Annotated in this window: 9 protein-coding genes; 4 read left to right on the top strand and 5 right to left on the bottom strand. The window is 76.1% G+C overall.

Features of this window, described 5'->3' with window-relative positions; all coding sequences use genetic code 11:
- The first annotated feature begins 43 nt into the window (after positions 1 to 43).
- Complete coding sequence (hrpB, locus tag GCU56_RS18535) at positions 44 to 2,512, top strand: ATP-dependent helicase HrpB (RefSeq protein WP_163483235.1); 2,469 nt, start codon at positions 44 to 46, stop codon at positions 2,510 to 2,512.
- Positions 2,513 to 2,553: 41 nt separating this feature from the next.
- On the opposite strand, the gene GCU56_RS18530 is transcribed toward hrpB, so the two are convergent.
- The 5 genes from GCU56_RS18530 to GCU56_RS18510 all read right to left on the bottom strand — a co-directional run bounded on the left by GCU56_RS18530 (position 2,554) and on the right by GCU56_RS18510 (position 8,487).
- Positions 2,554 to 5,022: an FtsX-like permease family protein gene (locus GCU56_RS18530; RefSeq protein ID WP_163483234.1), complete on the bottom strand. Its 2,469-nt coding sequence runs from the start codon at positions 5,020 to 5,022 to the stop codon at positions 2,554 to 2,556.
- A 1-nt stretch (position 5,023) separates the two neighbouring features.
- Positions 5,024 to 5,797, bottom strand: a complete 774-nt coding sequence (locus GCU56_RS18525; protein ID WP_440588750.1) for an ABC transporter ATP-binding protein — start codon at positions 5,795 to 5,797, stop codon at positions 5,024 to 5,026.
- 225 nt (positions 5,798 to 6,022) lie between these two features.
- Entirely contained in the window at positions 6,023 to 6,721 is a 699-nt protein-coding gene (locus tag GCU56_RS18520; protein WP_163483233.1) for a response regulator, read from the bottom strand.
- Complete coding sequence (locus GCU56_RS18515; protein ID WP_163483232.1) at positions 6,718 to 7,902, bottom strand: sensor histidine kinase; 1,185 nt, start codon at positions 7,900 to 7,902, stop codon at positions 6,718 to 6,720. Before GCU56_RS18515 ends, GCU56_RS18520 begins: the two co-directional genes overlap by 4 nt.
- Positions 7,903 to 7,983: 81 nt before the next feature.
- On the bottom strand, positions 7,984 to 8,487 hold the full coding sequence (locus GCU56_RS18510) for a MarR family winged helix-turn-helix transcriptional regulator (RefSeq protein ID WP_163483231.1): 504 nt from the start codon (positions 8,485 to 8,487) through the stop codon (positions 7,984 to 7,986).
- 86 nt (positions 8,488 to 8,573) lie between these two features.
- On the opposite strand from GCU56_RS18510, the gene GCU56_RS18505 reads away from it, so the two are divergent.
- From GCU56_RS18505 to typA, 3 genes are all read left to right on the top strand, one after another.
- Positions 8,574 to 9,137: a YceI family protein gene (locus GCU56_RS18505; protein ID WP_163483230.1), complete on the top strand. Its 564-nt coding sequence runs from the start codon at positions 8,574 to 8,576 to the stop codon at positions 9,135 to 9,137.
- Between the two features lie 224 nt (positions 9,138 to 9,361).
- Positions 9,362 to 9,694 (top strand): hypothetical protein, encoded by a 333-nt coding sequence (locus GCU56_RS18500; protein WP_163483229.1) that lies wholly within the window; start codon positions 9,362 to 9,364, stop codon positions 9,692 to 9,694.
- 169 nt (positions 9,695 to 9,863) lie between these two features.
- Positions 9,864 to 11,756, top strand: coding sequence for a translational GTPase TypA (gene typA, locus GCU56_RS18495; protein ID WP_163483228.1), 1,893 nt, complete (start codon positions 9,864 to 9,866; stop codon positions 11,754 to 11,756).

Raw genomic sequence — 11,756 nt, 5'->3', positions numbered from 1 at the left:
CGGCCTCCGGTACCGGGACTCCCCGGCGGGGAGACTGGACGGCGTGCTGCCGCCGCCCGGGACGCCGGGGACCGATCTGCCCGTGCGGGCGGTCCTCCCGGCCCTCGTCGAGGCCCTGACCGGAGCCGGCAGCGCGGTGCTGGTCGCGCCACCGGGCACCGGGAAGACCACGCTCGTCCCGCTGGCCCTGGCCGCCGAGCTGCCCGGCCGGGTGCTGGTGGCCGAGCCCCGACGGGTGGCCACCCGGGCGGCCGCCCGCCGGATGGCCGCGCTGCTCGGGGAGCCGGTCGGGGCAGCGGTCGGCTACAGCGTCCGCGGGGACAGCCGGCGCAGCGAGCACACCCGCGTCGAGGTGGTCACGACCGGGCTGCTGGTCCGCCGGCTGCAGGCCGACCCGGACCTGCCCGGCGTCTCCGCCGTCGTGCTGGACGAGTGCCACGAGCGGCACCTGGACACCGACCTCGCGCTGGCCTTCGGCCTCGACGTGCGCGCCCACCTGCGCCCGGACCTGCGGCTGCTGGCCATGTCGGCGACGGCGCAGGCCGGCCGGCTGGCGGAGCTGCTCGGCGCCGGCACCCCGGCGCCGGTGGTCGCGGCCACCGGCCGGCTGTACGCGGTGGACCCGGTGTGGTGCCCGCCCGACGCGCCGGTCGCGCCGCCGCACGGCAGCCGGGTCGACCCGCGGCTGCTCGACGCCGTCGCCGCGACCACCCGGCGGGCGCTGGCCGAGACCGCCGGCGACGTCCTCGTCTTCCTGCCGGGCGCGGCCGAGATCGTCGGGGTCGCCGGCCGGCTGTCCGGGGTGGACGCCGACGTCCGCCCGCTGCACGGTCGGCTGCCCGCCGCCGACCAGGACGCCGCGCTGACCCCTGGACCCCGGCGGCGGGTCGTGCTGGCCACCGACGTCGCGGAGAGCAGCCTCACCGTGCCGGGGGTGCGCGCCGTGGTGGACGCCGGCCTGGCCCGCGTCCCGCGGTTCGACGTCGCCCGGGGGCTCGGGGCGCTGGCCACCGTGCGGGTGTCCCGGTCCTCGGCGGTGCAGCGCGCGGGCCGGGCCGGGCGCGAGGGCCCCGGCCGGGTGTACCGGCTGTGGTCGGCGGCCGAGCACGACCGGCTGCCGGCGCATCCGGAGCCGGAGATCGCCGTCGCCGACCTCACCGGCCTGGCCCTCGAGCTGGCCTGCTGGGGCGCTCCGGACGGCGCCGGACTCGCCCTGCCCGACCCGCTCCCGGCCGCGGCGTCCGCCGCCGCCCGCGAGACGCTGCGTGAGCTCGGCGCGGTGGACGGCGCGGGCCGGGTCACCGCCCGCGGGCGGGCGCTCACCGCCGTCGGCGCTCCGCCGCGGCTCGCCCGCGCCCTGGTCGACGGCGCGCCGCTGGTCGGCCGCCGCCGCGCCGCGGAGGTGGTCGCGCTGCTCTCGGCCGACGTCCCCACCCGGTCCGACGACCTGGTCGCCGACTGGCGGTCGCTCCGGCGAGCCGGCGGCGGCCCGGCCGGCCGGTGGCGGGAGGAGGCCGCCCGGCTGGCCCGGGCGGTCCCCCCGGCGCCGGACACCGACCTGCCCGACGACGTCGCCGCCGGCCTGGTCGTCGCGCTGGCCCACCCCGGGTGGCTGGCCCGCCGCCGTCCCGGGAGCGAGCGCACCTACCTGCTCGCGGCCGGGACCGGCGCGGAGCTGGCGCCGGGCACCGCGCTGGGCGGGGCGCCCTGGCTGGCGGTGGCCGCCGCGGACCGGCAGCCGGGCCGGCGGGACGCCCGCGTGCGGCAGGCGGTGGTGGTCGACGAGGCGACCGCCCGCGAGGTCGGCGGCGTCACCGACGAGCCGGAGGTGACCTGGCGGGACGGGGACGTCCGCGCATCGCGGGTGGAACGGATCGGGGCGGTCGTGCTCGCCGAGCGGCCCCTGCCCGACCCCGATCCTGCCGCGCTGGCCGCCGCCGTCGCCGAGGGGCTGCGCCGCGAGGGGCTGTCCCTGCTGCGCTGGACGCCGGCCGCGGTCGCCCTCCGCGAGCGGCTGGCCGCCGCGCACGCGGGTCTGGGACCGCCCTGGCCGGCGGTGGACGACGACGCCCTGCGCACCGCGCTGGCCGACCTGCCGGCGCTGTCGGCCGCCCGCGGGCGGGCCGACCTCGCCCGCATCGACGTGGCCGCTGCCCTGCGCGCGCTGCTGCCCTGGTCGCTGGCCGGCCGGCTCGACGAGCTGGTCCCCGAGCGGGTCCAGGTGCCGACCGGGTCGCGCCTGCGGGTGGACTACACCGATCCCGCGGTGCCGACGCTGTCGGTGCGGGTCCAGGAGGTGTTCGGCTGGGCGGCCGCGCCGGTGGTGGCCGGTCGCCCGCTGCGGTTGCAGCTGCTGTCGCCGGCGAGCCGGGTGGTGGCCACCACCGCGGACCTCGCCGGCTTCTGGGGGACCGGCTATCCCGCCGTCCGCAGCGAGCTGCGGGGCCGGTACCCGCGGCACGCCTGGCCCGAGGACCCGGCCACCGCGGCCCCGACCCGCCGCGCCCGCTGAGGGGAGGCCCGCCGGGACGGCGCCGGCGGACCCCTCCCGGCTCAGCCGGCGAGAGCGGCCACCGGGGGCGTGCGGACGGCGCAGCGGGCGGGCAGCACCGAGGCCAGCAGCCCGGCCACCGTCGCGACGACCACGATCGCCGCCACCTGCAGCCACGGCACCGCGAGCACCACCTCGCCGGCCATGCCCAGCACCGACGCGGTCCCGGCCATCCCGTAGACCCCCCCGAGGACGACGCCCAGCACCGCGGCGACCCCGGCCACCAGCACCGACTCCCAGGCCAGCAGCCCGCGCAGCTGCCGCCGGGTGAGGCCCATGGCCCGCAGCAGGCCGTTCTCCTGCCGGCGCTCCACCACCGACAGCGCCAGCGTGTTGCCGACGCCGATCAGGGCGATGACCACGGCGACGCCGAGCAGGCCGGTCACCACGAGCAGCAGCACGTCGAGCACCTCGTTCATCTGCCGGCGCAGGCTGACCACCCCGGTGACCTGCGCGTCGCCGACCGCCGTCCCCACGGTGTCGGTGACCGCGTCGACGACGGCGTCCTGAGCCCCCGCCTCGGCGTCGGCCAGCCGCAGCCACAGCTGGCCGACCGGCGCGGCCGGGTCGAGGCGGGCGAGATCGGCACCGGTGAGCAGCAGCGGCGACTCCTCGGCCACCTGGACGCGCAGTGGCGCCGAGCCGGCCGGTCCGTCCAGCGAGACGACGTCGCCGTCGGTCACCGCCCACGCCTCCGCCTGCCACTCGGGCACCACCACCTCGCCCGAGTCGGGCAGCGGGGTGTCCACGGTCGACCGCAGCACCGGGACGGCGGTGGCCGCGTCGACCCCGGAGGCGGTCCAGGCCTGGCCGTCGGGGCCGGTGACCTCCGCCGAGCGCAGCGCCGTCCCGCCCGCGACGCCGTCGACGCCCTCGAGCTGGGGCAGCAGGGTGCCCGGCAGCTGACCGGAGAGGCCCTCGACGACCACGTCGGCGGGGTAGGCGGCGGCCAGCCCGGCGCTCGCGCTCGCCCGGGTGGACGCGGTGCCGACCACCATCGCGGTGGTGAGGGTGACGCCGATGAGCAGCGCGGTCGCCGTCGCCGCCGTCCGCCCGGGGTTGCGGGTGGCGTTGCCCGCAGCGAGCCGGGCCGGCACCCCGCCGGCCCGGGTGACCAGCCCGCCGGCCGCCCGGACCACCGGGGGCACGGCACGCTGGGCCAGGAGCACCACCCCGAGGAAGCTCAGCACCCCGCCGGGCAGGGCGACCAGCACGTGGGGCAGGAGGACGCCCAGGACCAGCAGCGCCGCGCCGGGCAGGAGCAGCAGCAGGCCGAGCACCAGCCGGAGGACGCCGGGCCGGGAGTGCAGCGGCGCCGGGTCCGTGGGGCGCAGGGCCGCCAGCGGCGCCACCCGGGTGGCGCCGCGCGCGGGGGCGAGGGCGGCCAGCAGCGTGGTCAGCACGCCGACGGCCAGACCGGCGGCGACGGCCGGCCACGGCACGGACAGCCCCGACAGGGGCACGGGCGAGTCGACGCCCTCGGCCAGCCGGGACACGACCGCGGCCAGCCCGATGCCGGCGCCGACCCCGAGGAGCGAGGCGGCCAGGCCGGTCAGCGCCGCCTCGCCGAGCACGCTGCGCCGCACCTGCCGGGCGGTCGCGCCCACGCAGCGCAGCAGGGCCAGTTCGCGGGTCCGCTGGGCCAGCAGGACTGCGAAGGTGTTGGCGATGACCAGACCAGCCACGACGACCGCGACCGTGCCGAACACCAGCAGGACGGCGGCCAGCGCGGTGGCGTTGCCGAGCATCGACGCCGCCCGGACCTCGGCCTGCTCGGTGCCGGTGCGCACGGTGATCCCCTCGTCGGGGAGGGCGTCCCGGACGGCGGCGGCCAGCAGCTCCGGGTCGGTGCCGGGTGCTCCGGCGATCCGCAGCTCGGTGGGGTCGGCCGCGCCCCACGCCTGGGCCTGCTCGGGGGTGGCCCAGGCCCGGCCGTAGAGCCCGGCCTCCGGGTCACCGCCGAGGTCCACCACCCCGGTCACGGTGACCTCCGCGGTGGACCCGGTCCCGTCCGGCGCGACGCCGACCACCTGCAGCACGTCCCCGACCTCGGCGGTGACCCGGTCGCTGACGGCGACCTCCCCGGCCCGGTCGGGCAGGGCGCCGTCGGCCAGCCGCTGCCAGCGCAGCGCGGCGTCGTCGGCCGCGGTGCCGACCAGCAGGAACTCCGCGCCGGTCCGGCCGGGGAGCACGGCCTGCACGGAGGTCTGCCACTCCGGGGCCACGGCCGCGACGCCGTCCACGGCGCTGACCGTCGGCACCGCGTCGAGCAGGGAGCTGCCGTCGTCGGTGCCGACCACGGCGTCCGCGCCGACGTACTGCGCCCCGGCGGCGGTCAGCACGGTGCTGCGGGTGGTCTCGTTGAGCACCAGCGTGGCGACGACGAAGGCGACGGCGAGCACGATCGCCAGGCAGGAGGCGACCAGCCGCCCGGCGTGCGCGCGGACCGACGCGAGGGTCACCGAACGCACGTCAGGCTCCCAGTCCGCGCAGCGCGGAGACCACCGAGTCGGCGGTCGGGGCGTCGATCTCCCCGGCCAGCCGGCCGTCGGCCAGCAGCACGACGCGGTCGGCGTAGGCCGCGGCGATCGGGTCGTGGGTGACCATCACGACGGTCTGGCCGGTCTCCCGGACGCTGCTGCGCAGCAGGTCCAGGACCTCGGCGCCGGTGCGCGAGTCCAGGTTGCCGGTCGGCTCGTCGGCGAAGACGACGTCGGGGCGGGGGAGCAGCGCCCGCGCGACGGCGACGCGCTGCTGCTGCCCGCCGGACAGCTCCGCGGGGCGGTGCCGGAGCCGCTCCCGGAGGCCGAGGCGGGCGACCACCGCGTCGAACCACGCGGGGTCGGGACGGCGGCCGGCCAGCTGCAGCGGCAGCACGATGTTCTCCCGTGCGTCGAGCACCGGCAGCAGGTTGAACGACTGGAAGACGAAGCCGATCCGCTCGCGGCGCAGCCGGGTCAACGCGTCGTCGCGCAGGCTGGTCAGCTCCGTGTCGCCGAGCCACACCGAGCCGGCGGTGGCGGAGTCCAGGCCGGCCAGGCAGTGCATGAGGGTCGACTTGCCCGACCCGGAGGGACCCATGATCGCGGTGAAGGCGCCGCGGGCGAAGGCGACGTCCACCCCCGCGAGGGCGTGCACCGCGGTCTCCCCGCTGCCGTGGGTCTTGGTCAGGCCGGCGGCCCGCACGGCGGCGGCCGAGGACGGCGGCTCGCCGGGCACGGTCAGGACGGGGACGGGAGCGGACACGGGCACCTCCGGGCGCGGGGATCGGAACGGGGACCACGCTGCCGGTCCGGGCCCGTCGTCCGCGTCGGAGCACGGGGCGATCCCGCCGTCCCCTCGTGGGCCGACGCCCCCTCATCCCCCGGACGGACCGCCGCCCTCCCCGCGACACCCCCCCGGGCCCCTCCGCGGGGACCCCGGGCCTTGCCGCGGACACTCCCGGGGCTCTTCCGCGGGAACTCCCGGGACCTAGGCGGGGGCGTCGCGGAGGAGGTCGGCCGGGGACACCAGCCCGGTCCGGTAGGCCAGCACGACCGCCTGCACGCGGTCGCGCGAGCCGGTCTTGGCCAGCACCCGGCCGACGTGGGTCTTCACCGTCGCCTCGCTGACGACGAACCGGGCCGCGATCTCGGTGTTGGTCGCCCCGTAGGCCATCTCCACCAGCACCTCGCGCTCCCGCGGGGTCAGCTCGGCCAGGGCGTCGGCCGCGGGCGGAGCCGTCGACGGCGTCCCGCGCAGCATCGGCGCCACGTGCTGCAGCAGCCGGCGGGTGGAGCTGGCCGCGATGACCGAGTCCCCGGCGTGCACGGTGCGGACGGCGGCGAGCATCTCCTCGGGAGGCGCGTCCTTGAGCAGGAAGCCGCTGGCCCCCGCGCCGATCGCGGCGACGACGTACTCGTCGAGGTCGAACGTGGTCAGGACGACGACCCGCGGCGGATCGGGCAGCGCGGTGACCCGCCGAGTGGCCTCGATGCCGTCCATCTCCGGCATCCGCACGTCCATCAGGACGACGTCGGCCGGCGTCCGGGCCAGCACGGCCACCGCCTCGGCCCCGGTGCCGGCCTCACCGACGACGGTCAGGTCGGGCTGGGAGTCGATCACCATGCGGAAGCCCGCCCGCACCATCTGCTGGTCGTCGACGAGTGCGACCCGGATGGGCGCGCTCACCGGGCCGGCCGGTAGGGGAGCAGGGCGTGCACGCCGAATCCGCCGCCGGCGCGGGGGCCGGCGTCCAGCCGGCCGCCGTGCAACCGCGCGCGCTCCCGCATGCCGAGCACCCCCTGTCCCTGGCCGTCGGAGGACACCATCGCCGCCGACGCGCCGCGGCCGTCGTCGAGGACGGCGACCTCCAGCCCGTCGGGCCGCCAGTGCAGCCGCACCCAGGCCCGGCCGGCCGGACCGGCGTGCTTGAGCACGTTGGTCAGCGACTCCTGCACGATCCGGTAGGCGGCCAGCTGCGGCCCGGCGGGCAGGGGCTGCGGCACGCCCTCGACCAGCAGGTCGACGTCCAGACCGCTGGCCCGCACCTCCTCCACCAGGCCGGCGACGGCGGAGACGTCCGGCTGTGGGGCGTACTCCTCCCGGCCGTCCTCCCGCAGGACCCCGAGCAGGCCGCGCATGTCGGTCAGTGCCTGGCGGCCGGTGGCGGCGATGGCCTCGAGCGCGCCGGTGGCGGCGTCGGGGTCGGTGCGCCCGGCGTACCGGCCGCCGTCGGCCTGGGCGATCACGACCGAGAGGGAGTGGGCCACCACGTCGTGCATCTCACGGGCGATGCGGGCCCGCTCGGCGGTGGCGGCCAGCCGCATCTCGGCCGCCCGTTCCAGCTCCAGCAGGCGGGCCCGCTCGTGCAGGTCGTCCAGCCTCCGGAGCCGAGCCCGGCGCAGGTCGCCCAGCGCCCAGGCGGCGACGACGGCGACGCCGATCGAGCCGACGCTGGGGACGAGCGCGTCGGTGGCGTTCGTGGCGAAGTAGCGCAGCCCGGCGAGCACGGCGCCGAGCAGGCCCAGCGCCAGCCCGGCCCGGCCGGCCCAGCGCGGGGCGTAGGCGGCCAGCGCGTGCACCATCACCAGCGCCGAGACGTTGGCGGGGAGGAACTCGTCCACGACCGCCAGTTCCAGCAGCCCGGCGGCGACGACGGTCGCCGCCGCGGGGACCGGCCGGCGGCGCCGCCAGGCCAGCGGGATCGTGAGCAGCAGCCCGACGACCACGGCCGGCCCCTGGGCGACGAAGGCACCCGCAGGGAGCACGACGGTCACGAAGCACACGAGCGCGGCTGTCCCTGCGTCCACCAGCAGGGGATGGTCGCGCAACCACGCCTCCAGCCGCTGCAGGGGTGGTCGCTCGTCCATCGCGACGACCCTAGGCAGCGGCGGAGCCGCCGTCGTCCACCCGCGGGATGACCCGCACGTCAGTCCGGGGTCCGACCCCGCTCAGCGCGGGCCGAGGTGGCGCAGCAGGGTCTCCCCGAGGTCGCGCATCGCCTCCACCTGCCCGGGCGAGAGCTGGTCGAACAGGTGCGCCCGCACGCTCCCGACGTGCACCGGCGCGGCGGCCTCCAGTGCGGCGAACCCCTCGTCGGTGAGGACGGCGAGCTGACCGCGGCCGTCCTCGGGGCAGATCTGCCGGCGCACCCACCCGCGTTCCTCGAGCCGCGACACCGCGTGCGACAGCCGGCTGCGGGAGGACAGGCAGCGGTCGGCCAGCTCGCTCATCCGGAGCATCCGGCCCTCGGTCTCCGAGAGCGCGACGAGGATCTCGTAGTACGCGTGCGAGATGCCGGTCTCGTGGGTCAGCTCCCGGTCGAGCCGGTCCATCAGCAGCTGGGCGCTGTAGAGCCAGGCCCGCCACGCCCGCTGCTCGTCGGCGTCGAGCCAGCGGGGCTCCCCGGGGAACTCCACTGGGTCCTGGGGAGCGACGGACACGCGCGCGGTCATGCGCCCAGGGTACTGGCGGAATAGTCAAGCCTTCAACTACGCTACGGTCGAGCAGAAGGTCAAACACTCAACTACTGGGAGAACTCATGACCAGCACCGCCACCACGCAGATCCCCGGCTACGTCGCCGGCACCTGGGACATCGACGCCAGCCACTCCACCGTCGGCTTCTCCGTGCGCCACATGATGGTCAGCAAGGTCCGGGGCTACTTCCGCGAGTTCTCCGGCGAGATCACCACCGCCGCTGACCCGACGCAGTCCACGGTCACCGCCACCGTCGACATGGACTCCATCGACACCCGGCAGGAGCAGCGCGACGCGCACATCCGCTCCGCCGACTTCTTCGACGTGGGCAACCACACCGTCATGACGTTCCGCTCCACCGAGGTCCGCACCGACGGCGCCGACTGGTCGGTCCTCGGTGACCTGACCATCAAGGGCATCACCAAGCCGGTCACCCTGGAGCTGGAGCTCAACGGCTTCGGCCCCGACGCCTACGGCGGCACGCGCGCCGGCTTCTCCGCCAAGACCGAGATCTCCCGCAAGGCCTTCGGCGTCGACATCGACATGCCGATGGACGGCGGCGGCGTGGTCGTCGGGGACAAGATCACCGTCGAGCTCGAGATCGAGGCCGTGCTCCGCACCGCCTGAGCAAGGGCCTCCCTCCTCCCCACCACTCGCAGGCTCGCGGCGGGCCCCTGGAGGGAGGCCGAAGGGGCCCCGGGCGTTCGCGCCCGGGGCCCCTCGTCGTCTCAGAGCGCGGGGAGGAACCGCCCAGACACGTCTGGGCGCGGTCTCGAGGGCCCGTGACACCGTCCGCATGCGTATCTCGGTGCGATCGAGCCGTCGAGGAGTCGAGAGGGAGACTGGGCGACATGACGACGTCCACCCTCGCCCGCGCCCGGACCCGCTTCCCCTCTGCCGCCCTCGTCGCCGTCGGCCTGGCGGCCGGCTTCGGCCTCGCGCAGGGGACCGGCATCCGGGCGCTGGGCGGGGCGGTGTTCGCGCTCGGCGGGCTCGGTGCGGCGTGGCTGTGGGTGCAGCGGCGGGGCTGGGCGGTCGCCCTCGGGCTGGCGGGCCTCTACGTCGCCGCCTTCGTGCTGGCCCACGTCCTCGCCATCGGGGTCGGGCTGCCCGCCTGGCTGGCGGTGAGTCTGGTCACCCTGGCCGCCGCCGGAGTGACGTTCGCGGTGGCCGACCGCGCCTGAACGGCCGGTTCGGCCTCGGCCCAGAGGCTCGTCCCGAGCGTGCGAGGGATGAGGGGGGCCGAGGTCCTTCCACTACCATGGGAAGGTCGCCGGGCCGGCGACCGTTACCCCAGATGACGGGCGCATCTTCAGCGCCGAATCCCCGAATTCCCCCTGAGGTGCTCTTCGCATGCCCACCCGCGACGACCTGCGCAACGTGGCGATCATCGCCCACGTCGACCACGGCAAGACGACCCTGGTCGACGCCCTCCTCCGCCAGGCGGGCGCCCTCGGGCGCGCCAAGGGCGAGGGGACGGACAACGACTCCACGCAGGACCGCGTCATGGACTCGATGGACCTCGAGCGTGAGCGCGGCATCACCATCCTCGCCAAGAACACCGCCATCCACCTGGCCGACGAGAACGGCAACCCGGTGGTCGTCAACATCGTCGACACCCCCGGTCACGCCGACTTCGGTGGTGAGGTCGAGCGCGGCCTGTCGATGGTCGACGGCGTCGTCCTCCTCGTGGACGCCTCCGAGGGCCCGCTGCCCCAGACCCGCTTCGTGCTGCGCAAGGCGCTGGGCAAGGGGATGCCGGTCATCCTCGTGGTCAACAAGACCGACCGCTCCGACGCCCGCATCGGCGAGGTCGTCGACGAGACCTACGAGCTGTTCATGGAGCTGCTCGAGGACTCCGGCATGGACGTCGACAACCTCGACTTCCCGATCGTCTACAGCAACGGCAAGACCGGGCAGGCCTCGCTCACCCGGCCCGCCGACGGCACCTCGCCGGACAGCCCCGACCTCTCGCCGCTCGTGAAGACCCTGCTGGACACCATCCCGGCACCGGTCTACGACGCCGAGGAGCCGCTGCGTGCGCAGGTCACCAACCTCGACGCCTCCCCCTACCTCGGCCGGCTGGCGCTGCTGCGCATCCACTCCGGCACGATGAAGAACGGCCAGCAGGTCGCGTGGTGCCGCACCGACGGCACGATCAAGAACGTCAAGATCACCGAGCTGCTCGTGACCGAGGGCCTCACCCGGACCCCGGCCGAGAGCGCCGGCCCCGGTGAGCTGGTCGCGATCGCCGGCATCGAGGACATCATGATCGGCGACACCCTCGCCGACCCGAACGACCCGCGACCGCTGCCGCCGCTGACCGTCGACGAGCCGTCGATCTCGATCACCATCGGGATCAACACCTCGCCGATCTCGGGCAAGTCGGGCAAGAAGCTCACCGCCCGCCTCATCAAGAACCGTCTCGACCAGGAGCTGGTCGGCAACGTGTCGGTGCGGATGCTGCCCACCGACCGTCCCGACACCTGGGAGATGCAGGGCCGCGGCGAGCTGGCGCTGGCCATCCTCGTCGAGCAGCTGCGCCGCGAGGAGTTCGAGCTCACCGTCGGCCGCCCGACCGTCGTCACCAAGGAGATCGACGGCAAGCTGCACGAGCCGGTCGAGCGGGTCACCATCGACACCCCGGGCGAGTACGTCGGCACCCTCACCCAGGCGCTGGCCACCCGTCGCGCGCGGCTGGAGAACCTGGTGCACCACGACACCGGGTGGGCGCGGATGGAGTACATCTGCCCGTCGCGCGGCCTGATCGGGTTCCGCACCGAGTTCCTGACCGAGACCCGCGGCACCGGCGTCCTCAACCACAACCTCGAGGGCTACGAGCCGTGGCTGGGTGACATGCGCGCCCGCCCGACCGGCTCGCTGGTCGCCGACCGCCAGGGCGTGGCGACGACGTACTCGATGTTCTCGCTGCAGGAGCGCGGCCAGCTCATGGTGCAGCCGGGCACCGAGGTCTACGAGGGCATGATCGTCGGTGAGAACTCCCGTCCGGACGACATGGACGTGAACATCACCAAGGAGAAGAAGCTCACCAACATGCGCAAGTCCACCTCCGAGGAGCTGGAGCGGCTGATCCCGCCGCGCATCCTGAACCTGGAGCAGGCGCTGGAGTTCTGCGCCGAGGACGAGTGCGTCGAGGTGACTCCGGCGACCGTGCGCATCCGCAAGGTGGTGCTCGACCAGACCGAGCGCGGCAAGGCCAAGAACCGCAAGCCCAAGCCCGCCTGA

Source organism: Geodermatophilus sabuli (genome assembly GCF_010686765.1).
GTDB lineage: Bacteria > Actinomycetota > Actinomycetes > Mycobacteriales > Geodermatophilaceae > Geodermatophilus > Geodermatophilus sabuli_A.
Note: the sequence above shows the minus strand (reverse complement) of the source record. Positions and strands in the feature narration are given on the sequence as shown.

Bases quoted from the DNA above. Each gene is read 5' to 3' on its own strand.
- GCU56_RS18515 (WP_163483232.1), bottom strand. From the start codon at position 7,902: ATGGACGAGCGACCACCCCTGCAGCGGCTGGAGGCGTGGTTGCGCGAC.
- GCU56_RS18510 (WP_163483231.1), bottom strand. From the start codon at position 8,487: ATGACCGCGCGCGTGTCCGTCGCTCCCCAGGACCCAGTGGAGTTCCCC.
- GCU56_RS18505 (WP_163483230.1), top strand. From the start codon at position 8,574: ATGACCAGCACCGCCACCACGCAGATCCCCGGCTACGTCGCCGGCACC.
- GCU56_RS18500 (WP_163483229.1), top strand. From the start codon at position 9,362: ATGACGACGTCCACCCTCGCCCGCGCCCGGACCCGCTTCCCCTCTGCC.
- typA (WP_163483228.1), top strand. From the start codon at position 9,864: ATGCCCACCCGCGACGACCTGCGCAACGTGGCGATCATCGCCCACGTC.